Genomic DNA, 26,626 nt, shown 5'->3' on the forward strand with positions numbered 1-26,626 from the left:
AGTCGTTTCAGCAGCGGCGACACATTCCAAAAAAGAAGCCCCCGGAGATTCCCGGAGGCTTCTTTTTTATTCGAGCTAATGTCTGTTTGTTTCAATCAAATCACCGATAACACAGTCCGGCTCGGTTCATCTGTGACAAGGTAGCGCTCGGTTAGCTTGCCGATGTTCAGTGGGCGATGTTCAGTGGTTTAGCTCTTGCAGAATTCGATTAAAGCTTCACACTCAATTCTTGACCGAAACCAGTTCATCGGCTTGATGGTGAATTTTTCCTCATTGCAGGACGAAGAGATGAAACCTTCATCCTCAAAACAGCCACCTACTTCGTACAGGCTTGTTAATTCGCTTAGCAATTCTTGCTTGTACTCCTCTGGTGCTTTTTCTAGGTTTGCCCCCCACATTTTCGTACAGACATCGTAAAAGCTTTTATCTCCTATCATCTTTTTTTCTCCTATTAGTTGTTAGTTCGTTTCAGTCAAATCGCACTTAACACAGTCGCGCGTCGCGCTCGGTTATGTTGGCGATGTTTAGCGATCGACGTTCAGTGCTGCCATCTGATCGTCGGTTAATTGCTGAATCTGCTGCGGTGGCTGCCAGCGAGGGCCCCAGCTCTGCCGAAGTTTGGGAAGGGCGATCGGACTTGGTAAGAGTTCGGCCCCACCAACCCAAAGACCAACTCCTGATTCCTGTTGGGCATAGTAAGTATCAAACTGTTGGCGCGATACTCTTGCCAGTTTGCCTTGCTCCGATGCCCGCCACAGCCGATCGATCGCCAGTGATTCACGCTTCACAAATCTCACTATTCCTATTACTTCCGCACTGGGCCAGGTGGCATAGATTGCAATCCTATCGCCCGGTTTTAGGCAAGCTCCAAAGCTTCCTTTTCTGAGTTCGATCGACTTTGGGTTGTGGGTGTTGAAGAAGGCATCCGCCCAAGTCAGTCGCACCGAAATTAAGTAAGTATTCATTGCTCTTCCCCTCGGCATTCACACTGAGCACGAGCGCCAAGATGATTGAATCTATATATGCGTTGGCAGCATTTGCACACTTCATTATCGAAAGCTACCGACGCAGGAGCTACCACGAGCCAAGCACCGGGATATTCAATAATCTTTGATTCTGGCTCCTCTTTTTTATTGCTTGATACAAAGCCAGAATTCGGAGATTGGCTGTGATTTTTCATTATCCAATTCGAGATGTGAATTTGCTCGCCTTTCTTTAATTTCATGCTTGCTCGCTCTCTTGTTAGTTGTGTGCTAATGAGTTGGGGCGGGTTAGTTTCTGTCGTCGTTGTTCCAGCCGTCTTCTTCCAGGATGATGTTTCCCCGTCTCACAAACTCAGCAAAAATAGCGTCATAAATTGGGTCAAGAATAAAGTCCGGCACGAGCCGCAATAACTTACTGAGCATCGTTGCTACTCCTTAGAAACTCTTGAATTTTTGGTAACTGCGAAATCTCCCCATCATCGTAATTCTCAATCAGCCATCGGAGCAGCGTTTTCCCGTGCTGTGTATAGCTGCGTGTTGGGTGGCCGTTTTTCTCGCCACATTTCAGGATTGACCTAATAATATCTCTGGGTTTTTGCCCGGAACGAGCAGCCTCTGACACTGACAGAAATAATTGCTCAGGAGGCAGGTTAGGGTACATTTGCCCGAACCGTCGGACAGTCCACATAAACCGGGTCGTTTCGCCTGACTCCTTATCTGACAAGGTTTCCAGTTCTCCTGACAAGGCTTCCAGCTCTCCTGACTGACCCTCATTTCCTGACAACTCGGTGTCATCGTCCTGACTGTCAGACGGCTTTTTATCGCCCAAATTGAACTCCAAATCGTAAATCCGCTCCCAGTATTCGGCGTCAGGTAGTTGTGGTTTTTGGGAGCTTTTGTGCGCCTCAGATGACCTGTCAAAAGCATTATCAATCCATGTTTCGCTCAATTCAATTTTGGGCATCAGACCTAATACTGGATTGCCAATTGTGGAAAAGATAATTGGAGTTTGCTCGGTCATTGAGTCAGGGATTAACAAGCTCAATTCCGCTGTTAGTCTATCCCGTGTTTCCTTGCTGGCAATTACATTTGAGTTGTTGAGCATTTGCTCAATTACACCATAAGACCCTTGTTCCTCGCCGTCGCTTGTAGTGCGTACCAAACCTTGCGCCAATAACGCTAAGTTAAGGCGAATATTTGAGTCAGCAACCCCACTAGATGCGATGTTGAAAGTTTGAGTACAAATGAAGTACCCGACATTATACTGACCCCCAACGGTGGCTATACTTCCCAGCTTAGAAGCCTTGTCTTCCCAGATAGCAGAATTTCTCTTTTGAGACAGGCATTGGTGAGTCGCAAACCAATCTTCGAGGATTAATTTAATTGGGCGATTGCGGTATGTTTCTTCGGTCGCTGGCTTCGATTTTCGACTCTGCAATTTCTCGTATACTTCATCCAGAAACTCCATTGATTGCTCTGGGAGTAGCGGGTCAAATATCATAATTCGGCTGCGAGGAACGCCGGGAAAATCTTCGTATTTTTGGGCGATGACGTAGATTTCAGCCTGCGGAAAGCGCGTCTTTGTGTCCCGCAGCCACTTGTGTAGAGTGCGGGTTTTCCCGGTGCGAGTCGGGCCTGCTAGAAAGATTGAGGTATTGATTCCCGCTAACGAATTCAAAACTTTGGCTGCTATTTGCCGAGCTATCTCAAGGCTAGAGTTTGGCTCAATCACTCGTGCCGAACCAGATTCTACTTTGTCGCCAGGGTTGTTGATACCGTCAAATGTTTGTGTCCCGGTCAACTGAAACTGAAAGGGAGTTTTTTGGTTCCGCAAAAAGGCAATATATTCTCGCTTTTTGTCTTCTGGCAAACCCGCAGTTTCAGCCTCAAAAACTGCTTCCTCAGCTTCCATTTGAGCAATGCGGATGTCGGCTTCACCCAAAACTTCACACTGCTTGAGAACCACAGCGCAATCGTTGGCAGTGGCTTCCACATCGCCCTCGGCCTGCACTTCTTTAATCCTCATGGTGCGGTAATCTTCCAGCAATTCGGTACGAGCAGCCAGTTGACCTTTTGCCAAGTCCCGCTTCTCTGCAAGAATCTCATAGTTTGCAAGCTGTCGCTCAGAGTTTTGTAGGCTTCTCAAGCCAGCACCCGCAGCCCAAAAACTGCATCCAGCAAGCGCCATCCACAATGCTTTGTGCGGATTTGTGGCGGGTATTTTCTTATGGAAAACCACGTTGGGATTAGCCTTCCACTTCTCTGCGTGGTACTCGGTCATTATGTACGGTTTGCCTGCCTTGTCAACGCATTGCAAAGCACTTTTATTGCGGATGCAGAGCTGCACCCTATTGCTTGCCGTCCCCTGGATTGCGGTTATTCCGCTATACACTCCCAGTATCAGTGCCAAGGCAACTGCCGACAGCTTGCCAGCAATCGGGAGTCTTTCAAAGGTCAACAACAGAGCGCGGTTTGACTTAAGCAATTGAGCGTGTTTTTCGGTCAAGGGTGTCATTACTTGCTGACTCCTTTGGCTTTGAAGACTAAGCAAAAAACGATGAGGACAAGCGCAATTGAAGGCAAGTAATCAAAGTTACTGGAAGCAGGTTTTTTTACCGTCTGAATTTCTTTTATACCTGTCTCTAGGCGTGGCTCTGCATCGCTTACTTGCTGCAATTCAGTAACTGGCTCAGCAAGAGTAGCAATCATGCCAAGCGTCACTCCAGCGCCAACAATTGCAGTAGGTAAGCGATGCTTTGATTGCCCGGTAATCTTGGCTGCTAAGTAAATCTGGTAGATACCAATTGCAACCACTGAACCGCCTGCGACTTGCATGATATGGAATGCGAAAACCACGGCTGAACCTAACAGTGTGGGCGCAACTACTTCGCAAAGATTGGCAGCGTCCCGGTACTGGCGTTCAGCATTGGTTTCCTCTGGTTGCGGTTGCTCAATTGTTGGTGCTGTAACTTGTTGTTGCTGGTACTGTTGCTGTTGCTGTTGCTGTCCCCCTCCCGCAAAGGAAAGGGGACTTGACCCGATGAATTCGTGCATAAGTCCCCTCTTGCTTAACGGTTGTTGAGATTCATTACACCTGCGAACCAGCCCCCAAACCCTCTAGGCGAACCAGTTGCCGACACGCTGGCGCTGTTGTTGCTGGCAGATCCAATCGTCACTGGTACTTTGTCCTGGACTCCTTTGTCCGAGCCGACCGTGGCTCGACTGAGCAGCTTCTGTCGGCGTTCTCGAAGTGATTCTTGAATTGTTTGCCTCTTCTCTGCAACCTCACCCCGATTTGCGATGGCCTCCATCTTGTTTTCGTGTCGCCAAAGTTCAGCCTGTAAGTCGCCTGTGAGCTCAGAAGCAATCTCGGCTAACCCGTGCTGACGCTTGGTTTCAATCTTGAGCATCGTTGCCCGGTCTTTTGCGTCCAGTTGCTCCATCTCCGAGCCGAATTCCGCATTGAGCTTGCGGATTTTAGCGATGGCATTTCCGACTTTAGATCCGAATTTCTTCCTAATTTCTGTCCACGTGACCTGACCGTCGGCAATTTTCCCCAGCGCCTCCAGATAGGTTTCCGCATTATCCAAAAACGGCTCCAAAACTAAGGCAAGCTGTTCGGCATTGGCTGCTTTATCTGCCATCGCTTCAAGCTTCGTAACATCGCTCAAGTATGAAAGAATGTCAGCCTCTGTGTCGGCCCAATCTCCCGCTTTTTCATCAATATACGGGCTGTGTCCTGCTGCTGGGTTCCTTATTGCTACGCTGCTAGTGTCATTGCGACCAAAATCCATAGTAAAATCTCCTTAGATGAGTCCCCCCCTTTTTGTTAAGGGAGGGAGGATTGTGCGGCCGGCCGATTACTTCTCTAGGGCGATCGGCTGGCTTTGATTTGTCATTTGGTTGAGCTTGTCAGATACTCGATCGCCCGCCGGATGACCAATAACGGGCAACAACTCCCCGCGCCGCCAGCTTTCCGAAAGTTCGATCGCCGTTGCCAAATTTAGTCCAACAGCCATAAATTGGCACTCCGGGAATCCGAGGTTATCGCAGTTGATGCACGGACGCTCTGGCTCATCGGTAACAGGCGGCTGCAACATTGCCCAGATTTCTGGATTGGATTCAGGCGTAATTTCAAAAACTTTGGTCATTGCTCAATCCCTCCTATTTAGAAACGCTTCCAGCATCATCTGAATTCAGATTAATGCTGTTGTTAATAGTCACATTGCCGTGAATTATTGTCGGTTCGGGAACTCGCTTTGCGCCCGATTGATAGCCCGTGTCGTACCCAACTGCAAAAACGAGAGCGCCCCCTATAAGCACACCCCCAACCATTATCTTTGTTAGATTTTTGTCAAAGTTCTTATCATCGTCGTCAAGCATTACTTAGCCTCCTGTTCGTTTACATGAATTTCTGTGTTTGGTGGCCACTTCAAGCCATCTGTTTCGCCATCTACTTCAATCAAGATTAGCTCTGCTTTTGTTTGACAGTCGGTCACTTCGGCTACCCTAGAAACTGTTTGGTTTGCCGTTCCCCAACCTGGCCAGAAGTTAACTATGTCGCCTTCCTCGATTTCGCTTGCTTTCTTGGTTTTCAATAATTAAACCTCCTCAGCCTTAACGTCAACTGCGTCGCCATCTTTCGATAAATCCTTGCGTTCTGGAGTTGGTGACTTGTGATTGATGACTGTTCCAGCAATGTAGTCGCCTTTGATGTTCTCGACATAGTTACCACCGTTCGTGTTAATAACCCGTTTGCCGGGTTTACCGTCTTCAAACACCACACCGTTAATAATCCGTACCATTTTTAATCCCTCAAACTACTAATTTGACCAACTACTGCAATCGCTACAGCATCCGCTACACCTTCATCTCGCAACTGTAATGCAGCAGCCTGTATAGCTTCCTGTGGGCGGTTTCCAACAACGTTAAAGGTTCTAGTTGTTTTGCATTCCCGCTGCACTTTCACTTTGTAAAAAGCCATTACTCAGCCCCTCCCAACTGTCTTGCGCGGAGCTGTGCCAACACTTCATTCAGTGCCTTTTGTTCGGCCTGGTAGATTTCTAATGCTTGTGCAGCACCTCGGTTTTGGGCTGCGTTGATTCTGGCTTGTTTTAAATCGGAGTCACGTTGTTGCGCCGCCTCGTTTTCGGAAGCAATTTGAGCTAGAAGCTGCTGCACATTTTGATTCAAGGATGCCGAAGCAGAATTTGCATTCTGATTCAATTGGGTGATCCGTCGATCGAGCGCGGGGGTATATTCGGAGATTGCAAGGCCTCCGGCGATCAAGGGAGATGGCGCGGCGGGGGCGGCTTCTACTAATTTCCGCAATTCGCTGAGTTTGCCTGCGTTCAGCAATTTGCAAGCTTTCAGGGCAAGCTCAGAGTATTGAGTAGCCCGTGCAGCGCCACGGCGTAAGGTTGCAATATCCAGCCCGTAGATGCTCTGAAGCTTGGAAATCGATTGCTGCAATCCGGCTTTGCTCAGTTTCAGCAGCCCTTGAATTTGCACCGCAGAGTACCAGGTTTCCTCGTTTTCTGGCTCAGGATTATCTATTGGCTCGACTTCAACGTCAATTACAGCAAGGCTTTCTGGTTCCATAGTTTAGTCTGTCTCAGAAACGATATTTATCGATAAAAACGATTTCTATCGATATGTGTTAGTGTATCAGTGCATCGGTGCATTAGTCAACTAATACTTTTTGGCTCTTGTTCTCGAATAAATTGATGGCTTTATGCCTTAATGCCTTGTTGCTCAAATAAACTGGTGGATATGTCCATCAGCAAAAGGGGTAATGTGGCAAAAGGAGAGATGTCAATTCGGGTCTATCTGTCGCCTGAATCAAAGGACAGGTTTAAAACAGCTTGTTTTCTTAAGGGGCTGAATATGTCAGACGTTAGTGCTGCACTTATTGAGGAATGGCTGGCGAAAAATTCTGTAGATATGCCAGCACCCCCGCGAAGTCCTAAATCGCCAACTGAAACTAGGCTTGTCAACCCTATGACAAATCCACCCACAGAACCCAACCCCGCCGAAATCCCGATCGAGCGTTTACATTTGTCCGTCCAGGCTTATGACTGTCTCAAGCGAGCTCAGATTAACTCAGTCGCAGACTTATTGGATTATGCCCAAGAAGACTTGCTCGATATAAAGCATTTGGGTCAGGTTACGGTCAATGAAATTGTAGCTAGCTTGCAAAAATTGGGCTTTTCTCTTCCGTCGGGCTGAGAGGTTGCCACCATCGCCTTTACGCCCTTGCGACTTTTTGGCGGGCGTGGGCGATCGGCGGTGTGGGGTGCGGGGAGTTGGGGGCGATCGACTACCTATTAAATAGATCGTTTACGGTTATTTGTAGGAGTAAAAATACCACTTTATGTAAAGTGGTAAAATACGCTAAATTGCCGATGCCTATTGGTTTCTCGATCCAATTCTCTGGTATTTTTTGTGGATTATAAGGCTGCCAAAATACACCCTATACTCGAAAAATTCAATGGGCGATCGGCTGATATATGTCATCGTTTATCTACGCGGGTAGCTAATTTTTTAGGGAAGGGTGGGGAAGGCTCATCGATCGACTCAGCAAGGAGTTTACCAAGGTAAGGTCAAGGCACTACATATAGCGCAATTGCCCTTTTTTAACCAACATTCATCCAAATGAATGTTGTTACAGTATTATTATCGTAACTCTTAAAATGAGGAAGAAAAGATGGCGCGAAGATGGAAGCGAGCAGTAACAGTTTATTTGAATGAAGAGGAATACCAACTAATTACAGGGAAAGCTTTGCAATTAGAAACCTCTAGTTCGACCTTCACAAAACAAGCACTCAAAACTTACATAAAGCACCTAGAAAAGCATCTCCAAGACGCCGAAACTATTGCCGTGTAAGAATTGCAGGCATTATTTCCAATCATTTCAAGACAAAAAAAAGCTACGCCCGCCAGATAAGACGAGAGAAGCTCAAATAAATTCTTAACTTCAATAATAACCCCTTTGTCAACATAAAGTGTTGATACCTAGGGCAAATTCCAGACAACGGACAATAAACTCTCTTCTATATCGGTGTGGCTGGTCAACCCTTCTACGGAACCCAGCTATGGACACCATTGTACCAAATCCAGATAACTTTAGTCAACCTTCGACAGATTTAGACAACTTTAGCCAAGACTTGACAAGTTTAGATAAGTTTGGCAAAGATTACGCAGAATATGTAAATCGGCGCTGCTACGAGGATGTTGTGGTTAGGTCGGGCGTTGCCCCCGACCTCTTCCCCCTGAATTTTGAGCCTACGATCGGAACCGCTGTATACGAACACCAGTACGCCGACAGCGACAAAACCAAAAACAGCGGCAGCAGTATAGAAGCGGCTCGGAATATTGCCCGGTGTGATGGAAGCAAGGGCTATTTCCTTGGCTCAACTTTTTACATACCATCCGATCTAGCCGGAGCCACAAAAGCGGCCAGACACGGGATTATCAAATCAAAAGGAATTTTCCGACCGGAGGGCCCTCCTGCGTATGGCTGGATAGGGAATAACCGCTTTCGGCAATTAGGCGGCGCGCCGATCGCACTCGATCTAAATAAAAATACAGGCGAGTGGGAGCTTCGCAGGTATCACCAGCCCAAGGGGCAACCCTTAGAAATATTCCTCGCTCGCGTTACCGTCAGGGTTTGGAAGCTGGTAGCCGATAAAGCTGGCTTGCCGATGCCAGAATTTCCCGTGATTGGATTGGATGGAGAAGCGATCGGATTTTGGAAATGGGTCAAGGATACCAATTGTCCGATCGTCGTGACAGAGGGAGAGAAGAAGGCTTGCTGCTTAATTTCTCGCGGGTATGCGGCGATCGGGCTTCCTGGTATTTACACCGGGTACAGAGTTACCGAGTACGGGGAAGAAGTAACCAAGCCCGACGGCACAACGTACCGGAAAGCGCGCGCGCGAGAATTGTGCGAAGTGCTGCAAATTCTGGATACACCAGGACGCGAAATCACGATCCTTTTTGACTACCGCCCCGGTGATTATTCAGAGAGTCAAGAATTTAAGGCCGCCTGCACTACGGCAAAATTATTCAAAAATGCGATCGCCAAAATTGCACAATTGCCGGGGCCAGATAAAGGTGTTGATGATTTTGCAGTTGCCGGCGGTGATGTTGATGCGGTAATTTCGGCCGCTAGAAACATTGATGAGATTCAGAAAGAATCTTTAAAGGGGTTCAGCCAAAAAAACCGCGAGAAAGCTTGGGCGCTGACTTACCCGATCTCTTGGGAGTGCAATCAGCGTCGTCTTGACATCCCCTACCCAGACTCAGGGGCTATCTTCATAAATTCGCCCAAAGATACGGGGAAAACCTACGGGCTAAAAAAACCAGTGGCCAAAGCTCAAGCAGAAAACCGCAAAGTTTTAGTCATCACGCACAGAATTTTTTTGGGAGGGGCAATTTGCAAAGAAATCGGGATTCCCTACATTGAGGACATGAAGAAGAACGCCGATCGCAAAATCGAAGGCAAAGCTCTGGGGTATGGACTCTGCATCGACAGCTTGCACCCGACATCTCAAGCATTTTTCGATCCGCTGGCTTGGGAAGGCGCGCTGGTTATTTTTGACGAGGCCGAGCAACTCTTCTGGCACGTACTCAACTCGGAAACTTGCCAGAAAAATAGGCAAGCAATCCTTGAAACTCTCAAGCTTTTACTACAAACCGTGCTAACTTCTGGCGGCCAAGTTATCTCGCAAGATGCTGATTTAAGTGATTACAGCATTGATTTTGTTCGCGAACTCTCTGGGATTGATGTCGCGCCTTGGATTGCCGTGAATCACTGGCAGCCGTCTGAGCCGTGGCAAATAAAGTTCTATGATACCCAACACGTCAAGGGTGGGACTAAAGACGATCCATCGGGACTCCTCAAGGATTCAGTCGATCACGTAACGAATGGGGGCAAAATCTGGATTAGCACTGATTCTCAGAAAACTAAAAGCAAATACGGCAGTAAGAATTTAGAAAAATATTACCGATCGCGCTGCCCTGGAAAAAAAATCCTCAGAATAGATGCGGAAACTGTCGCCGACCCTGAGCATCCTGCTTACCAATGCGCTGAGAAAATCCAAGGTTCTAAAGAAGAAAAATTTAAGGACTCCCTAGCGGCACTCTACGATATCGTCATTTGTTCGCCGTCGCTGGCAACTGGGGTGTCTGTTAACTTGCGGGGGCATTTTACCGCAGTGTTTGGCATTTATCAGGGTGCAACTCCTGGCAACGAGGCTCGTCAGTCTCTGGCACGGGTACGGGAACCCGTGCCGAGGTTTGTCTGGTGTCGGCAGCAGGCAGTGGGGAAGATTGGCAACGGGGAATCAAATTACAAGGCTGTAGTTGCCTCCAAGGAAAAAGACTGCCGCTACAACCTGCAACTGCTTAGGGATTTTGAATTTGACCTCGACAAAGCCTACAACCCAGTAGTTTTGAGGTTTTGGGCAAAATACGCGGCCCGCATAAATTCGTCAATTTGGGACTTTCGGGAAGCTGTGCGAGATGGTTTAATCGCCGAAGGGCACATCCTCACAGATTGCGGAGACGATGACCGCGAAACCGCCGGGGAAATTAAGAATATTAGAATTCTCAGTCAAGTTGAGGAAGCTGTCGCCGTGGCAGAGGCAGACGACATCGATCGCGAGGAATTCGAGAAGCTCGAACAGAAGCGCGGGAAAACCGACACAGAACGGCATCAAGAGGAAAAATTCAGACTGAAGGAAATTTACAAAGTAGAAGTTACGCCCGAACTGCGGCAACTTCATCAAGATAGGTGGTTCGGGAAAATCCAGCTTCATTACCTGCTGACTCACAACCCAGATTTTGTTTGGATGCGCGATCGCAAAAGTATCGAATCCCAGATAAGGAGTGGCGACGGGCAACTCTGCCTGCAAGATGTCCGGCAGATCACGGGCAAGCTAAAAATTCACGAAGCCCTCAATACTTTCCAGTTTTGCGACCCGACAAAAGAATGGCACAACAAGTCGCCAGAAATTCTTGAGTTTGCGAGCAAAGCTCTGAAATTTGCACCAAACATTAAACTCCTGACAGGCATCAAAGTCACTCAAGAGAAGGTGGCGAAGAATCCGATCGGAGTTGTGGCAAGCTTTGTCGCTCAACTAGGTCGCAAGTCCACAAGCGAACAGCGTCGCATCGGCGAAGATAGGGTGAGATTTTACAAGTTTAGTGGCGTCGCTTCTGCAAATTGCTTTGATAGCGCTGGCAACAGAATTAAGGAGCCTGAAGGTTTGCGATCGAAGATTTTTGAAGCTTGGCAGCAGCGCGATGAATTAGCGTTATTTGAATTCCAACAACAGCAGCAAGGAGTCGCAGCAGTTGAGGTCGATGTCACAGTACAAGCTAAATCGACTCATACTCAGGGTTCTAGCGATTTGGAGGTTAAAACGGAGTTTGTCACACCGCAGACTATAGATATAGATAAAACATCTACTGTGACGACAGACCCAACCGTAGAAACTCCCAAGGAACAGGACGGGGGGAGCGGCTCGACAGCCGAGAAAGTTTGGGCGTGGTATCAGGTTAAGGCAGAGTGGATTAAATGCCGCGTACTGGGGTTTGTCTCTGACTACTACCGATTAGAGGTTAAGTCGATGGTTGACGCGGGGACGGCAATAATTCGAGCCTACCCAGAGGACTTGAGATGGGAAGCGCCGATCTGCTAATCCTACAACTGGCAACCTCACCCTGCACCCGCTCGCCGCTCGCCCGCGAGTTTGGCCGCCGTATCTATGAGGCGATCGACTACCAGTCATCGGCCGTTGCTTCAGCCATTGATGGAAATTTGGAAGACGCGATCGACGCTGGCAGCATCACAGTCGCCGATGTTTTGGCAATTGTTGGGGTGGCGGAATTGGCGGAGTTCGATTGGTTGTTGGGTCTTCCGGTTCGAGCCGGAAGAGGTTAAGCCCCAAAGGGTGTCGATAATGCCGACACCCTTTGACATTGAGGTGATCGAACTCCCCCAGGTGTTACCAAATCAGTAATACCTTTGTAATTGGCATCGAGGCGATTGGGTGATGTCAGTATTACTGACGCCATCGGCTGGATGATGATGAGCGGAATACTATCATTTTAAATGACGGTATTCGGGGGGAAGCCTCGCAAAGGGTGTCATTTTTAATGACACCCTTGGGGAGTTCACTCGCCCCTCGCCCGCGAGTTTGCCAAGCGCATCGAGGAGGCGATCGAGTTTATTTAATTCAATTTAAGTAAACTTCAGTGGCTTTTCTTGGGGCTTTAGTGGGGGCTTTACTTGGGGCTTTAGTGGGGGCTTTACTTCGCTTTACTTGGCTTTACTGGGCTTTACTGATGCTCCTGATCGCCCGCCGAACCGCGCTTAGGGATAATTAATGATATTTATTGATATTTTCTAATATTTTTTAATACCCAAGCAAAACGGCAGGAACCTAAACCTGAAACAGAGCAGTGAGAGAGGTTTGAGTAGCAATTGTGCAGAAACTTGCGAACAGGGCTGCTCACCCTGCAACCCACCTTTTGACGGGCTGGTCACGCCGTCAGGTAAAATACACTTTGGACTATTAAAGACTTCTATGCCCAAAGACAAGACAACCAACGCCCAGAATAAGGAAAGCCTAGAGCAGAAGCTATGGAAGGCGGCGGACAAGCTACGAAAGAACATTGACGCAGCAGAGTATAAGCACATTGTCTTGGGATTGGTTTTCCTTAAGTACATTTCCGATTCCTTTGAGCAATTACACGAGAAGTTGATTGCGGGCGAGGGCGACTACGCAGGGGCCGACCCAGAAGACCCGGATGAGTACAAAGCGGAGAATGTGTTTTTCGTACCTGCTGAGGCGCGGTGGTCGGCGTTGCAGGCACAGGCGAAGCAGCCGACGATTGGGCAGATAGTCGATGAGGCGATGGAGGCGATCGAGCGGGAAAACCCCAAACTCCTCAAGGGGATTTTGCCGAAGGTCTATGGTCAACAAAAGCTTGACCCGATCGCTTTGGGAGGATTGATTGACAATATCGGCAGCGTCAACTTGGCGACGGTAAAGGCGGAGTCGGACGGGCAGTTAATTTTGGAGCTGGAGCCAAGGGTAGCTCCGTCTCGACAGGCAGATTTGCTGGGGCAGGTGTATGAATATTTTTTGGGGCAGTTTGCTCTGGCAGAAGGGAAGAAGGGGGGACAATTCTATACACCAGAAAGTGTGGTGCGGGTGTTAGTAGAGATGCTCGAACCTTACAAGGGGCGTGTATTTGACCCTTGCTGTGGGTCAGGGGGGATGTTTGTCCAGAGTGAGAAGTTTGTGAAAGCGCATCAGGGACGCCTGGATGATATTTCTATTTATGGGCAGGAGAGCAATGAGACGACCTACAAGCTGTGTCGGATGAACCTGGCAATTCGGGGAATTGATGGCTCAAATATTCGTTGGAATACAGAGGGGTCGTTTCTTAAGGATGCTCACCCAGATTTAAAGGCAGATTTCGTGATCGCCAACCCACCATTTAACGATAGTGACTGGGTTGGCCGGATAGACGAGAAAAATGACGGGGGGCACCCCCTTCGTAATGATGGGCGCTGGAAATATGGATCGCCGCCCGTGGGCAATGCCAACTTTGCCTGGGTGCAGCATTTCCTTTATCACTTGGCTCCAACGGGAGCGGCGGGGTTTGTGTTGTCAAATGGGTCGCTGTCGTCTAATACGAGCGGTGAAGGGGAAATTCGACAGCAGTTAGTGCGATCTGATTTGGTGGATTGCATTGTGATGTTACCGACGCAGTTGTTTTACAACACAGGAATTCCAGCTTGCCTGTGGTTTTTGAGTAGACATAAGAACGGCAACAAGAACCGCGATCACAAGGGAGAGGTGTTGTTTATTGATGCGTCGGAGTTGGGTTATATGGTCACCCGTCGCAATCGGGCATTAAAGGAGGGTGACATCGAGAAGATCGCGGGTACATACCACGAATGGAAGCGGGACGGTGGCAACTATCAAAACATCAAGGGGTTTTGCAAGTCGGCAACGCTAGCGGAGATTGAGAAGCACAATTTTGTCTTAACGCCAGGGCGCTATGTAGGCATTCCTGATGAGGTGGAATCTAAGATTTCCTTTGAGGAAATAATGATTGATCTCAACCAGTCTCTTCAAAAGCAGACACAGCAAGCAAGAAAATTAGATCAAGAAATCAGAGAGCGACTTCATTTTGTTTATCCCTCTCTAGATTGGAGTGAAGTAGATTTTTCATCATCTGAGGTACTGGAGTATATCGCCCAAAGCCTATTCAAACATTGGTTTGTCGATTTCGAGTTTCCCAATGAAGATGGGAAGCCCTACAAGTCATCGGGTGGGGAGATGATACAATCCGATTCTGGCAAAATCCCCACGGGCTGGCGTGTTGGAAAGTTTCGAGATATAACGGAAGTCATCAACGGTCGAGCTTACAAACAAACTGAGTTTAGAGAAGAAGGCACACCTATCGTTAGAATTCAGAACTTGACAGGCAGAGGGCAAACTGTCTATTCAGATTTGACGTTGGATAAGGATAAATATATTAGCAAAGGTGACTTAATTTATGCTTGGTCAGCAACCTTTGGGCCTTATATTTGGCGTGGAGTAAAGAGCATTTATCATTACCACATTTGGAAGTTAAAATGCTTCAATCCAGCTTTTAAATATTATCTATACATCCATCTAAAGAAAGTTTCTGAGCGAGTGCAAGGTCAGGGTACAGGTTCTATCTTTACCCACATTACAAAGGAATTAATGGAAAGCCAGGAGGTGTCCATTCCAGAAGAAAAGGTAATGGAACTTTGGCATAGCTTAGCAACATCCATATTCGACAAAATTATGATTAACCATGAACAAATCGAAACCTTGACCACAACCCCTGATGTGCTTCTACCCAAACTGATGAGCGACAAACTTCGTATTACCGAATAAAACCCACCACCTCCCCCGGTCTTATGAGCAAATTCACCACCGAAGATCAGATCGAAGCTTACAACCTCGAACTGCTCGATGTTTTGGGCTATGGCTACAAACACGGCAAAATTCTTGAACCCGAAGGAGCCGCACCCGAACGCCAGAGCTTTGGTGATGTGCTGCTCAAAGACCGCCTGACCCAAGCCCTAGCACGCATCAACCCCCACATTCCTCCTGACGACCGCCACGAAGCCCAACGGACAGTGCAAAACATTGCCAGCCCCGACCTAATCAACAATAACGAAACCTTCCACGGCTACCTCACCGAAGGCATTACGGTTGAATACACCAAAAACGGCGAAACCAAAGGCGAAAAACTCTGGCTGATTGATTGGGAAACTCCCGAAAATAACGAATTCCTCGCGGTAAATCAGTTCACCGTCATCGAAGACAACCACGATCGCCGCCCCGACATCATCCTCTTTATCAACGGCCTGCCCCTGGTGGTAATCGAACTCAAAAATGCCGCCGACGCCAAAGCCAACCTGCAAACTGCCTTTAACCAACTGCAAACTTACAAACGCGAAATTCCCAGCCTCTTTACCTATAATGCCCTGCTGGTAATCTCCGATGGCACCTCCGCCCGTGCTGGCTCCCTTTCCGCTTCTTATAGCCGTTTCAGCCAATGGAAACGGAAACTCCCCAACGGCGACATCGACAACGACCCCAACACCAACGAACTGGAAATCCTCACTCAGGGGATGCTCAACAAAGACACCCTGCTCGACCTAGTTCGCCACTTTACCGTCTTTGAAGAAATTAAGACTGTAAACCCCAAGACCGAAGTCGTTACCCTGCAAACCATCAAAAAGCTGGCTGCCTACCACCAGTATTACGCCGTCAATAAAGCCGTCGAGAGCGTCATTGCCGCTACTAAAACCAACCATCGCGGAGGTGTGCTGTGGCATACCCAAGGCAGTGGCAAATCTCTCTCAATGGTTTTCCTTAGTGGCAAACTCGTCCTGACGCTGAATAACCCCACCATCGTTATCCTGACAGATCGCAACGACCTGGACGAGCAACTCTTCGACACCTTCGCCGGGTGCCGACAACTGCTGCGCCAATCCCCTCAACAAGCCAGCGATCGCGATGCCGTGCAGGAACTGCTCAACGTCAATTCTGGTGGCATTATCTTTACCACCGTGCAGAAATTCTCTCCCCAAGACAACGAAACGATTTATCCCAAAATTAGCGATCGCACCAACATTGTCGTTCTAGCCGATGAAGCCCACCGCAGCCAATACGGATTCAAAGCCAAACAGGTCAACATCAAAGACGAACAAGGCAACGTCGTCGGCAAACAGACCCGCTACGGCTTCGCCAAATACATCCGCGATGCCCTGCCCAACGCTACCTTCGTCGGCTTCACGGGCACTCCCGTTGAACAGAGTGACAAGAACACCCGCGAAATCTTTGGCAGCTACATTGACATCTACGATATCGCCCAGGCCGTTAAAGATAATGCCACCGTCCCCATTTACTACGAAAGCCGCTTGGTCAAAGTAGACCTGGACGATAAAGGGCGGGAACTGCTCAACGAACTCGACGAAGACCTCAGTTTTGAAGACCTCAGCACGACCCAGCAGGCTAAAGCCAAGCAGACCACAATCGAGGCGATCGTCGGTTCCACCCAACGCTTAAAGAATATTGCCAACGACATTATTACTCACTTTGAAATCCGCCAAACTGCCAATCGTGGCAAAGGCATGATCGTTACCCTCAGCCGGAAGGTAGCTGCTAACCTCTACGACACCATCATCAAACTCCGCCCCGACTGGCACAGCGACGACCTCAACAGCGGCAAAATCAAAGTTGTTATGACCGCCAGTGCTTCCGACGAAGGCAACCTCGTCAAACACCACACCAACAAGAAAAATCGCCAAGTCTTAGCGCAACGGCTCAAAGACGCCACCAATGACCTCGAACTCGTCATCGTTTGCGATATGTGGCTGACCGGGTTTGATGCTCCTTGCCTTCATACTATGTATATCGACAAGCCGATGAAGGGGCACAACCTGATGCAGGCGATCGCTCGTATCAACCGCGTTTACTTTGAGAAGCAAGGCGGCTTGATTGTTGATTATTTGGGCGTTGCCCAAGAACTCAAAAATGCCCTCTCCTTCTATTCCCAAAGTGGCGGCAAAGGCGACCTTACCCTCGATCAACAAGTGGCGATCGGGCTACTGCTAACCAAGCTGGAAGTGGTCGAAGATATCATGAGAGCGTTTAACTATCAGTTTTACTTCACTGCTGGTACGGGGGACAAACTCAACATTCTCAAAGCTGCGACTAACTATGTTGCCGACCCACAAATCAAAGACCGCTTTCTCGATGCTGTGACTGCTCTCTCAAGAATCTATGCCCTCACTGCTCACCGTCCAGAAGCGATCGCCGAGTCCGAAAAAATTTCCTTCTTTCAAGCCATCCAAGCCAGTCTCCGCAAACTAGAACCCACAGACGGCAGTCTCAGCAATACCGAAATCGAAACAGCCATCCGGCAAGTAGTAGATCAAGCCCTTGTCTCTGATACCGTTATCAACATCTTTGATGAAGCAGGTATTAAGAGCCCAGACCTCTCTATCATCTCGGATGAATTCCTCGCCGAAGTCGAAGGCATGGAGCATCAAAACCTGGCGGTGGAATTGCTCAAAAAACTGTTGCGCGATGAAATTAAAGCTCAACGCCGCACCAACATTGTCCAAAGTCGCCAGCTTACCGAAATGCTTGAAGATGCCTTGCGACGCTATCAAAACCAAGTAATTAGCGTCACGGATGTGATCCAAGAACTGATCAACATCTCCAAGAATGTTCAAGCCGCCAAACAACGGGGTGAAGAGTTGGGGTTAGAACCCTATGAACTCGCCTTTTATGATGCCCTGGCTCAAAACCTGAGTGCGCGGGACGTGATGGGACAAGACCAACTGCGAGAATTGGCGATCGTCCTGGTAGCACGGGTACGCAAAAACGCTTCTATCGACTGGAATCTCAAAGAAAGCGTCCGAGCCCGAATGAAGGTGATGGTCAAACGTCTATTGAGAGAATACGGCTATCCGCCCGATATGCAAGCTCTTGCGATCGAGTTGGTGTTAGAGCAGGCAAAGGTTTTCACCGAGTTTGAAGTAGAGACAAATCGTTCCTAATTAACGAATTTCTGATACAAGCCTGTAAGAACATTCAAAACATCCCATCAAGCCTTTCGGTAACGTCTTGCTGGTCGCGGCCCCGATTATCATCGTAAATCATCAAGGTGTCTAGCTTCCTGTGCCTGCTAAGTTTCTGAACCTTCCGCGTATCCCCGTCTGTTGCGTCCAGCGTTGCGACCGGGGTCAGACTCAAGAGGAATAGGAAGTGGCGCAAGAATCGATCGCCTGCAATTACCTCGCACAGATTAGACACGGTTGAGAAGAGTTGACCGCCGATCACCCGCTAAAATCCATAATCTCGAATCTTTGTCTGATAGCTGGTAGCTACTGAGTATGAGTGAGTACAACCCAAGGGTTACAGGGAATGTTACCGCCTCCTAGAGTAGGGATGAAGTTAGAACCGATTCGGTTGTGTGGGGCGTGTTATGCCCACTCGCCTTACCACAAGATTGAGTCGCAGTTTAAGACGGCAACGAGGTGTGAGCGGCATCAGTTGCGGTTGCTGTCGGAGTGTCCCAACTGTGGAGCTAGGTTTAAGGTTCCAACGTTATGGGTGGATGGGTGGTGTCAAAGGTGTTTTCTGGGTTTTGGGGAGATGAGGGAGTACCAAAAATCCTAATATGCTAAAATTCGGATGCCTAACATGAACAACCTCAACTGAAAAAACTGATAGCCCTGCCCCTGGATAAGGAGACGCTTATGATCGATAAAAATATCGAGGTGTGGGTCAATTTTCTTAAATAATCGAGTAATCAGGTTCATTCTCAGTTAGGCTGAATGGTAGAGCATAAATCTATGGAGTAGTTTGTTCGGGTAACTAAAGGAGACAGCGTGACAGTCAGCGTGAACACCAGACAATTGCCATCTTATGACCAACCACCTGTTAGCGAAGTGGTTTGTAGTGTTCTGTTTGACTCTATCGAAGCTTTACTTAGTCCCCATATTGGCTTGTTATGGCAGAGGTTTCAACCTGACTACCCGTTTTGTGACGACGTTGCCCCATTACCATCAAAGGTGGAAGTTTTCAATAATCCAATTATTGAACCTCAGCTAGAACTGAGTAATATTTTTCCTTTGCCAAGAGTATGGTTCATTAGTTCTGATGAAACGAGGGTTATCCAAATTCAACGTGACCGATTGATTCATAACTGGAGAAAAATTAGTTTAAATAGTGAGTATCCCCGGTATGGAAGTCTTATTAAAGCGTTTCAAGATCATTTAAACTGCTTTAATTCCTTCATAGAAGAGGCTGATCTGGGTAAACTTCAGATACATCAATATGAACTAACTTATGTTAATCAAATTTCACAAGGAGAAGCATGGGAAACTCTTGAGGATATAGGTAAAATTTTCCCTGACTTTAAATGGCAAACAGGTCTAGATCGATTTCTTCCAAAACCTCAAAGTATTGATTGGGATACAACTTTTGACTTGCCGGAAGAATTTGGCAGATTACGTATATCTATCAGAAATGTAGTTTTCAACAACCATCCAACTCTTTTATTTGAATTAACTGTGCGTGGAATTGGCAATTATAATTCTCTGGATTCAATGCAAAGTTGGTTTGATGTGGCGCATGAATGGATTGTGCAGACATTTGCTGATTTAACTGATGAGAAAATCCAGACAACTGTTTGGAAGCGGAGAGGGTAAAGTCATGACTATGATTACATCTCCATTAAAAAAACAAGAACGAGAAGAGCAAACAATTCTCTTAACAACCCTACTCAGTGATAAGAAAAAAAACTATCCTGCTACTCCTGTCCGAATGGTTAAACCAACTCGTTCACTAGCACAGAGATCGGCTGAGTCGGGAAATACTGAAGGTAGTAAATATTATCTGGATTATCTTCCAAAACAGGTAGACATTGGTTCGAGAATTTATGCTAACCAACTTAAGGATATTGATGAGGAGAAAGTCAGAAATCCCAGCTACGAAATAGCTGTGTACAATTTGATTCAACCTATTGAACATCAGAATAATTTGCTCAGAACAGATCCTAAAGAACGACGCGGTAGATTTTTATCGCCTCCGATAAGTGATTTATCAAATAATTTACCCCGTGTTCATAAAAAGATTGAGACTACAAATCATCAGCCACAACGATGCCAGAGGCTTCGACTCTATCTTGATTCACTAAAAAATGAGGTAAGAGAGGAAAGAGATGCAAACTTTACAGAAAAAGTTCTCAATTTATCCTGGTCTGTGTGGGAAGAACTCAAAAGTCTTTTTGAAAAAACCAAAGGGCTATGCTTAGAAGTGCCAGATGCTTGTCCAGGTTCAAAAGATAATTTTATGTACACATGGTCAAAATCTGAACACTACTTAGAGTGCGAAATCTTTGGGACTGGTGAAATAGAATTTTTCTATCGTAATAGAAACACTGGAGAGGTTTGGGGAGAAGATACTACGCTTGAACAGGGTTTTTCGACTGATATCTTGGATAAAGGTTCGCTCTTTATTGAGTGAGTTCTTTAAAATAAAATCGGCTGGAGCTAATTTAGCCCCAGTCCCAGATGTTTGCTGCGTCCTTCGACTTGCTCGACCACCTAAAGATTTTGCAGAAAAGGGCAATATCTTAGCGATTCAATTGGAAGAAGATTTTAATCTATCAACAGAAGATAAAAAATCAGTTCCACCTCACCTGAGCGTTTGGGTTGACTATCTTACAACACCTGAACAAGCTTACAAATTTCTTCCCGAAAACTCGCCTCGGAAATTAGTTCTCTGTCTTAAAGTTAATGAAATCCGCCAAATTCAAGCAAATTCTGGACAATGCGTTTATCCTAATCTATTAAATGTTATTTGGGTTTATATTTACTGTAAAGTCAAAGATAAAAGTGTTAAAGACCCTCGCCCTGGTGCTGAGGGTCATGCTGGTATTACAGGGCTTGAGGAGGATTCAGTCACTAATGAATTAACTAAAAGCCAAAAGAAGCTTCTTCGTAAGGATTTGCGTTCCAAGTTAGCAGAACTAGCATCTAAGAATTATTCCCACATTAAGGAGTCATAGATATCTCTTTAAATGTAAAAGCTAATCATTATTAAACATCTGATTGCACAAGAGTTAGAGAATTTTAAAAATTCTAGAAATAAAGGGTCTTGCTCCCCTTTATTTCTGGTTTTCCACTCAAGTTGGTTGTGTATTATCAAACTCTACCAGTTTAAACTATCGCTTTTTTGAACCCCAGCACAACATAAATCGCCCTAGCGGAACCGAATTTGTAAATTCCGGTTCCTTCCCCTTCAGCCGTTGCCCCGTCATCGCCACCACCTCAAAACTCAACCCCACAGACAGACAAAGGTCAAACGTCGCCAACTCTTCGACTTGATGACAGGCAAAAACAAGCTCTAATTAACGAATTACTGATACAAGCCTGTAAAAACATTCAAAACATCCCATCAAGCATTTCGGTAACGTCTTGCTGGTCACGCCCCCGGTTGTCATCATAGATCATTAAAGTATCGAGCTTCCGATGCCTGCTGAGTTTTTGAACCTTGCGGACATTACCGTCGGTGGCATCAAGCGCCGCCGTAATTGCACTATGTCGGATGCGGTGAGGAGACATCTGTTTTTTGATACCAGCATTTTCGCTGTGGCGGACAACAATCTTGCGGATACCATCACCTGTTAAGCGATGTCCTGAATGAGCAAAGTCAAGCGCGGTGAACAGCGGGCCGTCCGCGACACCTGGTCTAACTTCCAACCAATCAGCGATCGCCTGGACAGTTGCCACCCCCAAATCCACGGTTTCCGACTGAGTACCGCGCCCCTTCCCCAGAATCCGCAAAGTCCGAGTCACTGGGTCAAAGTCACGAACGCTCAACTGACTAACCTCATTTCGTCTCAGAGCATTGCCCCAAAGCAGTCTAAGCAGAGCGTAATCTCGCTTGCCAGCCAGAGTCGCCCGATCGCACTGCCCCAACACCTGCTCAAAAGTCCCTGCATCAACTCCGGTTGTGTCGCGGTATTTTGCAACTTTCTCGCCCTTAATGTCCCCCAGACTGTAGTGACAGACTCCCAGTTTTCTGCCCATTTCAACCAGCGACTTAATGGCAGCCAGCCGCCGATTGACCGTCGCTTCCTTGAGTCCCTTGTCGATCAGCTTGGCTTTGTACTTCAACACCACCGACACGGCCTGCCGCTCCTCCAAGTGCAAGAATTCCAAAACGCTATCAGGGCAAGCGGACTTTCCCGTCATAGTTTTCAGAAAATCATTAACATCCTTCTCGTAGGCACGGCGGGTATTTTCCGATCGCTTGTCAGCTAAAAGTTGTTTGAGCACGTCGGGGTCGGTGTCTAAGGTATCAAAATGCCGATCAATTTTGGCATTTAGGGAAGCTTCAAGGCGGGCTGTTGAAAGTTCAATTTTACTCATTTTACGGTATTGATAAGAGATATTTCCGATAACACTAGGACAAAAAGGGGCCCCGTCCATTTTTGTGTGGATGGGGTAACTGGGATTAGAGATTGCTAGGCACTCCCCTGACCAGATAAAATTCCACTGGCACTCCTGACTGGGCAACTGCTGCTAATCGGTAATAGCCATCAATGATTTTGTAATTTTCCGAGAAAATCAGTATCGAGCCAGCTTTCCACTCACCATCTCGCATCGTCTGGGCATAATCTTCAGTCACAGCCTGATCAATCTCCCGTTCCTGTTCCAGTCCAAAAGAGAGGTATCCTCTGGCCATCTCAGGAGTAATGGTGACAGGAATCAATTCGCTTCTGTGGCCAACAGGACTAGCAGAGCGGATAAGGGATTCGAGGTCGTCGTTGCTGTTGTTCATGGGCTTAGTTCTTTGCGATAACACTAGGACAAAAAGGGGCCCCGTCCTTTTTTGGATGGGGCTACGGCATCTAGGCCGCGAACTTCAACATCTTGAGCATGGCTGAGGCTGTCGCTTGATTTTCAGATTCAAGCACGATCGCCGGGATGTTTTCGCCGGCCTTCGGATTTAGCTGCTTTGCCAGCACTGCCGCGTGATACTGAAGATGACCGCTGATAACCTTGTACCCGCTACTGTCTCGCACCAGCACCGGAGGGATGACGAAGCCGCCGATCGACAGACTGAGTTCCCCTGCAATTTCCAATTCGTTCGAGTCAAAGTTACAGGCCGGAATATCAGAACTGATGCGCTTAACGGAAACCAGAGACAGCATCAACTTTTTGGGTGCGACTGGCTGAACTCGCCCGCGTCCGTTGTCGCCACGATTCGGCGGCTCGTCGTTAGTGCCGATGGCGGCTAGTGCGACTGCTGCGGTTGGTGCGGGCGATGTGACGGGTGCAGGTGTTGAAGGTGTTGAAGGTGTTGCAGGTTCGATCGAAGTTTGTTCGGTTGTGTCGGTTTGCGCGATCGGCGCTTCGACTTCGGCGGTGACTTTTTCGGCTTCGGCTGCGGCGATCGCCTCGTGGCAAGATACTGTGGCTTCCCAGTGTCCGCGCTTTACATCAGAGGCGGTTTGGCTGACAGTGCAGCAGTAGCGGTTATCTTCAATCAAGCGAGCAAAAGGGCAATCAGCACAGGTGAAAGATGCGGGGGCGGAATCGTCGATCGTCGTGGCTGTAGCAGGTTGTGTTAAATTCATGGCTATGTCCTTAGTGGGCTAGCCACTGCCTTCGGCGTCCAAACTTTAGGCAGTGGCTTTGTTTTTGGGTAAGGTTGTCTTACCTTTATGTCTTACAATATGTCAAATAGTAAGACGTATGTCAAGAGTAGTAAGACAAACTGTTAGACAAAGTAAGATAGACGTAAGGCAAGCGTAAGACCGTGTGAGCTTAGGGTCTTACACTTGGCTTAGTTGTTAATCTGGGTTAGGCTGTCGCATCCCAGATATCGGACTCTGTGACGATTTTCTTTAACCTCGCTGCGATGCTTGCCCGCGTCCCTTTCCCGTCGGCTCCTTTGCTCGCAGCTAACTTGCGGATAGACTGGATAGTCATTTTATTGAGCATTCCCTCGATGTCCGGGGGTGTGGCTTTAGTTGCTGGCTCGATCGGCTCGTCGGTGGCGGGTGTATCTGTGGCGGTCGTGACTTCGACATCAATTGCTGGCTCAACATCTGGCGCGGCCGGTGCGGACGGTGCTGTTGGGGCAATCGGCTCCGGCGTAGTCGGTTCAGCGGGTGCGACTGTGGCTGATTCTAGAATGCCGACCCCTACTACCCCAAATTGGGCGTCAACCGCTGTCTTAAATGTGTCGATTTGGCTGGGGTCAACGTGGTGCAACATCATCAACGCTGTATTGACTTGACTCAATGCCGATTCGCAAGCCTGCTCGACTGAAAGCAATTGTTGGCGGTAGTCTTGGAGCTCACTTAGTTTGGTTTGGAGCGCGGTGATTTGATACTGAGTATCGGCGATCGAAGCGTCAACTTGGTTGAATTTGGCGGCGAGTACGTTAATCATTGTGGCGTCCTATGTGTTGTGTAGTGGTAGTTGTAGCAATGTGGCGTCTGGGTTTGTCTTACCCTTATGTCTTACATACTATCAATTTGTTAGACACTTGTCAAGCGTTTGTAAGACTAATTTGTTAGACATAAGCAGGGTGTATGACAAACAAGCGTATGACAGATTTTACTTATACGTCATACAAATAGCGACTGGTGTTATACAATGGCGTCATACACGTTTGATTGAGGTAAGACAATGGCGTCAACATCGTTAACTTTTCGCTGTCCAGATGAAGTGTTGGAGGCGATCGACAATCTAGGGAAAGAGCGTTATCCGTCGGCACATAATGATCACGGCTGCGATCGCTCTAAGGCTTTGATGGACATTATGCGGGCGGGCATCGCGGCGCTAAATGATGGCTCGATCGTCTTACCCGCACCCGCAGTCGCAGGAGCCAGACAACAGCCGTCCGACGTAAGACAAGAGTTGTTAGACAGCTTGGAACAGCGTATGGCAGAATTCAAAGCAGAATTAAAGGCTGAAATCTTGGGGGAGTACGCAGCCTGAGCGCCGATCGCACCGATGACGAACCGCTCAGGCAGCAATTAGACTCGATGCCGACAGAGAATCACCAGGACTACGATCAGCTTTTAGAATCGAGTTCTACGACGATCGACAACCAGCGCAAGGTGGTAGCACTATTACAATCCCGCCTTAGAGAAGAACGTGAAGAACGGGAGAAGGTTGAAGCGCAAGTCGCAGAACTGAAACAAAATCCACAGCCACAGCCACAGCATCAGCTCTATGCAAAGATTGAGGAATTAGAGGAGCGCAACCGCTTACTCTCCATCAAAAGCAGGGAAGAGAGGCAGAAGCTCGAAGAAAAAATCAAAACCCTTGAATATCGGGATGAATCACAGTCCCGACGGCTGGCAGAGAAGCAAAATCGACTAGACGAGCTGGAATCTGTGGCTGAACTGCAACAGAAATCAGCCACTGCCAACAAAGATTTACCAGAAGCGGCCGACGTGCTCAAAGATTTAAGAAAAGCTTTGGGTAAAAAATCCACCGCATCGCTCGCAGATGTTGAGAAAATTTTAGAAATTATTGAGGGAGACGGCAATGAATGATAAACCGATTGAATGCCCGAACTGTGGCAGCACCGAGCTGACCGTGGTTTCCGTAAGCCACCGTGAAACCTTGGAGGAATTTACCAATTATCGGTGCGCGGCCTGCAATCACACTTTTGAGAATATCACCGACCTCGAAGGAGAGGAGCGGGAAGAGATGCGAAACTATGCTGAAATCCAGCGGGAAGAGCGGGGAGAATAGAAGAGTCCTGAGCTACATCCCAGGAAATTAGGAAGCTACCGCCCCGGTTCGCTTCGGGGCTTTACTAGATCTAAAAAACAGAAAAATGAACGAACAGCGACAACCACAGCCCCGCCCCTATGACGCTGTACTCGGAGGCACAAGCTATGAGTCACAATACCCCTATCTCAATCCAAGTGATTTTGATACGAAGAAATTGGGGAGGTTGGTCAGTGAGAAGCGAGGAAGACGCGGGTACAACGATGTGAAAAGAGAGATTGGAGTACCTCTTGTAGCCGTCTATAGGGCGGAAACAGCCCACATCGAGAATCGGCCAATGCCAGCTTTTATCCACTTTGAGGATTTTTTGGCTATTTGCAAGTGGTTAGCGGTGTCGCCTGCTGAATTGGTTCTCACCCCTGCTTTACAAAAGATTCTAGCCGCTTGCGGAGGCCCTAGCCCTCGTCCCACAGACGCTGTACTTGGTAGGGGTGACAGGAAAAATTTGTAAAGTTCGTATAAAACCGCGCAATGCGGACAATATATGTGATATGCAGCGGGGAATTCCAACGCCCGATCGCCCCAAACAAAAAACCCTCCGACCGAAATGTCAGAGGGCTTTTTCTACACGATGGGTAATTTGCAATTGGTAATTGGCAATGAGTCTTTGCCCCAATTACCGCAGTATAACGGCTCTGGAGCTTGGGCGATCGGTACAATAGACAAGTCGTTTCAGCAGCGGCGACACATTCCAAAAAAGAAGCCCCCGGAGATTCCCGGAGGCTTCTTTTTTATTCGAGCT

Annotated in this window: 29 protein-coding genes and 1 pseudogene; 14 read left to right on the forward strand and 16 right to left on the reverse strand. The window is 47.8% G+C overall.

The features are described from left to right. Positions 1-188 precede the first annotated feature (188 nt). The 12 genes from QUA71_RS25680 to QUA71_RS25735 form a co-directional block, all read right to left on the reverse strand. On the reverse strand, positions 189-437 hold the full coding sequence (locus tag QUA71_RS25680; protein ID WP_333049008.1) for a hypothetical protein: 249 nt from the start codon (positions 435-437) through the stop codon (positions 189-191). 87 nt (positions 438-524) lie between these two features. Then, complete coding sequence (locus tag QUA71_RS25685) at positions 525-965, reverse strand: hypothetical protein (protein WP_333289410.1); 441 nt, start codon at positions 963-965, stop codon at positions 525-527. Between the two features lie 306 nt (positions 966-1,271). Continuing rightward, on the reverse strand, positions 1,272-1,406 hold the full coding sequence (locus QUA71_RS25690; protein WP_333078826.1) for a hypothetical protein: 135 nt from the start codon (positions 1,404-1,406) through the stop codon (positions 1,272-1,274). Continuing rightward, positions 1,396-3,498 carry a hypothetical protein gene (locus tag QUA71_RS25695; protein WP_333289412.1) on the reverse strand — a complete coding sequence of 701 codons (2,103 nt, stop codon included), beginning with the start codon at positions 3,496-3,498 and terminating at the stop codon, positions 1,396-1,398. The genes QUA71_RS25690 and QUA71_RS25695 overlap by 11 nt, the downstream gene beginning before the upstream one ends. Further along, positions 3,498-4,037, reverse strand: coding sequence for a hypothetical protein (locus tag QUA71_RS25700; protein WP_190739260.1), 540 nt, complete (start codon positions 4,035-4,037; stop codon positions 3,498-3,500). The genes QUA71_RS25695 and QUA71_RS25700 overlap by 1 nt, the downstream gene beginning before the upstream one ends. Before the next feature lie 14 nt (positions 4,038-4,051). Beyond that, positions 4,052-4,777, reverse strand: a complete 726-nt coding sequence (locus tag QUA71_RS25705) for a hypothetical protein (RefSeq protein ID WP_333289415.1) — start codon at positions 4,775-4,777, stop codon at positions 4,052-4,054. A 66-nt stretch (positions 4,778-4,843) separates the two neighbouring features. Beyond that, positions 4,844-5,134 carry a hypothetical protein gene (locus QUA71_RS25710; protein WP_333289417.1) on the reverse strand — a complete coding sequence of 97 codons (291 nt, stop codon included), beginning with the start codon at positions 5,132-5,134 and terminating at the stop codon, positions 4,844-4,846. 13 nt (positions 5,135-5,147) lie between these two features. Beyond that, positions 5,148-5,366: a hypothetical protein gene (locus QUA71_RS25715; RefSeq protein WP_333289418.1), complete on the reverse strand. Its 219-nt coding sequence runs from the start codon at positions 5,364-5,366 to the stop codon at positions 5,148-5,150. Then, positions 5,366-5,581: a hypothetical protein gene (locus tag QUA71_RS25720; protein WP_333289420.1), complete on the reverse strand. Its 216-nt coding sequence runs from the start codon at positions 5,579-5,581 to the stop codon at positions 5,366-5,368. The genes QUA71_RS25715 and QUA71_RS25720 overlap by 1 nt, the downstream gene beginning before the upstream one ends. A 3-nt stretch (positions 5,582-5,584) precedes the next feature. Then, positions 5,585-5,788, reverse strand: a complete 204-nt coding sequence (locus QUA71_RS25725; protein WP_333289422.1) for a hypothetical protein — start codon at positions 5,786-5,788, stop codon at positions 5,585-5,587. 2 nt (positions 5,789-5,790) lie between these two features. Next, entirely contained in the window at positions 5,791-5,967 is a 177-nt protein-coding gene (locus QUA71_RS25730) for a hypothetical protein (RefSeq protein ID WP_333289424.1), read from the reverse strand. Next, the gene (locus tag QUA71_RS25735) at positions 5,967-6,584 is read right to left on the reverse strand and encodes a hypothetical protein (RefSeq protein ID WP_333289426.1); all 618 of its coding nucleotides are present in this window, start codon (positions 6,582-6,584) and stop codon (positions 5,967-5,969) included. Before QUA71_RS25735 ends, QUA71_RS25730 begins: the two co-directional genes overlap by 1 nt. A 429-nt stretch (positions 6,585-7,013) precedes the next feature. Between QUA71_RS25735 and QUA71_RS29385 the strand changes: the two are divergent. The 9 genes and pseudogenes from QUA71_RS29385 to QUA71_RS25780 all read left to right on the forward strand — a co-directional run. Then, a pseudogene (locus QUA71_RS29385) lies at positions 7,014-7,211 on the forward strand (DNA-directed RNA polymerase subunit alpha C-terminal domain-containing protein); the annotation flags it as partial. A 478-nt stretch (positions 7,212-7,689) separates the two neighbouring features. Continuing rightward, positions 7,690-7,869 (forward strand): hypothetical protein, encoded by a 180-nt coding sequence (locus tag QUA71_RS25745; RefSeq protein WP_333289430.1) that lies wholly within the window; start codon positions 7,690-7,692, stop codon positions 7,867-7,869. 208 nt (positions 7,870-8,077) lie between these two features. Beyond that, complete coding sequence (locus QUA71_RS25750; protein ID WP_333289431.1) at positions 8,078-11,689, forward strand: plasmid replication protein, CyRepA1 family; 3,612 nt, start codon at positions 8,078-8,080, stop codon at positions 11,687-11,689. Further along, entirely contained in the window at positions 11,668-11,931 is a 264-nt protein-coding gene (locus tag QUA71_RS25755) for a hypothetical protein (protein WP_333289433.1), read from the forward strand. The genes QUA71_RS25750 and QUA71_RS25755 overlap by 22 nt, the downstream gene beginning before the upstream one ends. Before the next feature lie 646 nt (positions 11,932-12,577). Then, complete coding sequence (locus tag QUA71_RS25760) at positions 12,578-14,932, forward strand: N-6 DNA methylase (protein ID WP_333289435.1); 2,355 nt, start codon at positions 12,578-12,580, stop codon at positions 14,930-14,932. A gap of 23 nt (positions 14,933-14,955) precedes the next feature. Further along, on the forward strand, positions 14,956-18,114 hold the full coding sequence (locus QUA71_RS25765; protein ID WP_333289437.1) for a type I restriction endonuclease subunit R: 3,159 nt from the start codon (positions 14,956-14,958) through the stop codon (positions 18,112-18,114). 834 nt (positions 18,115-18,948) lie between these two features. Next, on the forward strand, positions 18,949-19,770 hold the full coding sequence (locus QUA71_RS25770) for a TIGR04255 family protein (RefSeq protein WP_333289439.1): 822 nt from the start codon (positions 18,949-18,951) through the stop codon (positions 19,768-19,770). Between the two features lie 4 nt (positions 19,771-19,774). Continuing rightward, positions 19,775-20,587 carry a hypothetical protein gene (locus tag QUA71_RS25775; RefSeq protein ID WP_333289441.1) on the forward strand — a complete coding sequence of 271 codons (813 nt, stop codon included), beginning with the start codon at positions 19,775-19,777 and terminating at the stop codon, positions 20,585-20,587. Further along, positions 20,580-21,131 (forward strand): hypothetical protein, encoded by a 552-nt coding sequence (locus QUA71_RS25780; protein WP_333289443.1) that lies wholly within the window; start codon positions 20,580-20,582, stop codon positions 21,129-21,131. The genes QUA71_RS25775 and QUA71_RS25780 overlap by 8 nt, the downstream gene beginning before the upstream one ends. A 376-nt stretch (positions 21,132-21,507) precedes the next feature. On the opposite strand, the gene QUA71_RS25785 is transcribed toward QUA71_RS25780, so the two are convergent. The 4 genes from QUA71_RS25785 to QUA71_RS25800 form a co-directional block, all read right to left on the reverse strand. Then, positions 21,508-22,497, reverse strand: coding sequence for a tyrosine-type recombinase/integrase (locus QUA71_RS25785; RefSeq protein ID WP_333289445.1), 990 nt, complete (start codon positions 22,495-22,497; stop codon positions 21,508-21,510). 85 nt (positions 22,498-22,582) lie between these two features. After that, positions 22,583-22,909, reverse strand: coding sequence for a hypothetical protein (locus QUA71_RS25790; RefSeq protein WP_333289446.1), 327 nt, complete (start codon positions 22,907-22,909; stop codon positions 22,583-22,585). A gap of 70 nt (positions 22,910-22,979) precedes the next feature. After that, a complete protein-coding gene (locus QUA71_RS25795; protein WP_333289448.1) occupies positions 22,980-23,708 on the reverse strand; it encodes a hypothetical protein in 729 nt (242 codons plus the stop codon). A 226-nt stretch (positions 23,709-23,934) separates the two neighbouring features. After that, positions 23,935-24,528, reverse strand: coding sequence for a hypothetical protein (locus QUA71_RS25800; protein WP_333289450.1), 594 nt, complete (start codon positions 24,526-24,528; stop codon positions 23,935-23,937). Positions 24,529-24,768: 240 nt separating this feature from the next. Here QUA71_RS25800 and QUA71_RS25805 point away from each other — a divergent pair, with 240 nt between their 5' ends. The 5 genes from QUA71_RS25805 to QUA71_RS25825 all read left to right on the forward strand — a co-directional run. Continuing rightward, a complete protein-coding gene (locus QUA71_RS25805) occupies positions 24,769-25,080 on the forward strand; it encodes a hypothetical protein (RefSeq protein ID WP_333289452.1) in 312 nt (103 codons plus the stop codon). Between the two features lie 47 nt (positions 25,081-25,127). After that, a complete protein-coding gene (locus tag QUA71_RS25810) occupies positions 25,128-25,643 on the forward strand; it encodes a hypothetical protein (RefSeq protein ID WP_333289453.1) in 516 nt (171 codons plus the stop codon). Next, positions 25,636-25,845, forward strand: a complete 210-nt coding sequence (locus QUA71_RS25815; RefSeq protein WP_333289455.1) for a hypothetical protein — start codon at positions 25,636-25,638, stop codon at positions 25,843-25,845. Before QUA71_RS25810 ends, QUA71_RS25815 begins: the two co-directional genes overlap by 8 nt. Before the next feature lie 85 nt (positions 25,846-25,930). Further along, on the forward strand, positions 25,931-26,335 hold the full coding sequence (locus QUA71_RS25820) for a hypothetical protein (protein WP_333289457.1): 405 nt from the start codon (positions 25,931-25,933) through the stop codon (positions 26,333-26,335). Positions 26,336-26,431: 96 nt separating this feature from the next. Continuing rightward, positions 26,432-26,626: hypothetical protein (locus QUA71_RS25825; RefSeq protein ID WP_333289459.1), on the forward strand; the 195-nt coding region annotated here is incomplete at its 3' end.

The organism is Microcoleus sp. MON1_C5 (assembly GCF_036701875.1).
Classification (GTDB): Bacteria; Cyanobacteriota; Cyanobacteriia; order Cyanobacteriales; family Microcoleaceae; genus Microcoleus.

Excerpts from the sequence above, each read along its gene's own strand:
- QUA71_RS25680 (WP_333049008.1), bottom strand. The coding sequence starts at position 437 with ATGATAGGAGATAAAAGCTTTTACGATGTCTGTACGAAAATGTGGGGG.
- QUA71_RS25685 (WP_333289410.1), bottom strand. The coding sequence starts at position 965 with ATGAATACTTACTTAATTTCGGTGCGACTGACTTGGGCGGATGCCTTC.
- QUA71_RS25690 (WP_333078826.1), bottom strand. The coding sequence starts at position 1,406 with ATGCTCAGTAAGTTATTGCGGCTCGTGCCGGACTTTATTCTTGACCCA.
- QUA71_RS25695 (WP_333289412.1), bottom strand. The coding sequence starts at position 3,498 with ATGACACCCTTGACCGAAAAACACGCTCAATTGCTTAAGTCAAACCGC.
- QUA71_RS25700 (WP_190739260.1), bottom strand. The coding sequence starts at position 4,037 with ATGCACGAATTCATCGGGTCAAGTCCCCTTTCCTTTGCGGGAGGGGGA.
- QUA71_RS25705 (WP_333289415.1), bottom strand. The coding sequence starts at position 4,777 with ATGGATTTTGGTCGCAATGACACTAGCAGCGTAGCAATAAGGAACCCA.
- QUA71_RS25710 (WP_333289417.1), bottom strand. The coding sequence starts at position 5,134 with ATGACCAAAGTTTTTGAAATTACGCCTGAATCCAATCCAGAAATCTGG.
- QUA71_RS25715 (WP_333289418.1), bottom strand. The coding sequence starts at position 5,366 with ATGCTTGACGACGATGATAAGAACTTTGACAAAAATCTAACAAAGATA.
- QUA71_RS25725 (WP_333289422.1), bottom strand. The coding sequence starts at position 5,788 with ATGGTACGGATTATTAACGGTGTGGTGTTTGAAGACGGTAAACCCGGC.
- QUA71_RS25730 (WP_333289424.1), bottom strand. The coding sequence starts at position 5,967 with ATGGCTTTTTACAAAGTGAAAGTGCAGCGGGAATGCAAAACAACTAGA.
- QUA71_RS25735 (WP_333289426.1), bottom strand. The coding sequence starts at position 6,584 with ATGGAACCAGAAAGCCTTGCTGTAATTGACGTTGAAGTCGAGCCAATA.
- QUA71_RS25745 (WP_333289430.1), top strand. The coding sequence starts at position 7,690 with ATGGCGCGAAGATGGAAGCGAGCAGTAACAGTTTATTTGAATGAAGAG.
- QUA71_RS25750 (WP_333289431.1), top strand. The coding sequence starts at position 8,078 with ATGGACACCATTGTACCAAATCCAGATAACTTTAGTCAACCTTCGACA.
- QUA71_RS25755 (WP_333289433.1), top strand. The coding sequence starts at position 11,668 with ATGGGAAGCGCCGATCTGCTAATCCTACAACTGGCAACCTCACCCTGC.
- QUA71_RS25760 (WP_333289435.1), top strand. The coding sequence starts at position 12,578 with ATGCCCAAAGACAAGACAACCAACGCCCAGAATAAGGAAAGCCTAGAG.
- QUA71_RS25765 (WP_333289437.1), top strand. The coding sequence starts at position 14,956 with ATGAGCAAATTCACCACCGAAGATCAGATCGAAGCTTACAACCTCGAA.
- QUA71_RS25775 (WP_333289441.1), top strand. The coding sequence starts at position 19,775 with ATGACTATGATTACATCTCCATTAAAAAAACAAGAACGAGAAGAGCAA.
- QUA71_RS25785 (WP_333289445.1), bottom strand. The coding sequence starts at position 22,497 with ATGAGTAAAATTGAACTTTCAACAGCCCGCCTTGAAGCTTCCCTAAAT.
- QUA71_RS25790 (WP_333289446.1), bottom strand. The coding sequence starts at position 22,909 with ATGAACAACAGCAACGACGACCTCGAATCCCTTATCCGCTCTGCTAGT.
- QUA71_RS25795 (WP_333289448.1), bottom strand. The coding sequence starts at position 23,708 with ATGAATTTAACACAACCTGCTACAGCCACGACGATCGACGATTCCGCC.
- QUA71_RS25800 (WP_333289450.1), bottom strand. The coding sequence starts at position 24,528 with ATGATTAACGTACTCGCCGCCAAATTCAACCAAGTTGACGCTTCGATC.
- QUA71_RS25805 (WP_333289452.1), top strand. The coding sequence starts at position 24,769 with ATGGCGTCAACATCGTTAACTTTTCGCTGTCCAGATGAAGTGTTGGAG.
- QUA71_RS25810 (WP_333289453.1), top strand. The coding sequence starts at position 25,128 with ATGCCGACAGAGAATCACCAGGACTACGATCAGCTTTTAGAATCGAGT.
- QUA71_RS25815 (WP_333289455.1), top strand. The coding sequence starts at position 25,636 with ATGAATGATAAACCGATTGAATGCCCGAACTGTGGCAGCACCGAGCTG.
- QUA71_RS25820 (WP_333289457.1), top strand. The coding sequence starts at position 25,931 with ATGAACGAACAGCGACAACCACAGCCCCGCCCCTATGACGCTGTACTC.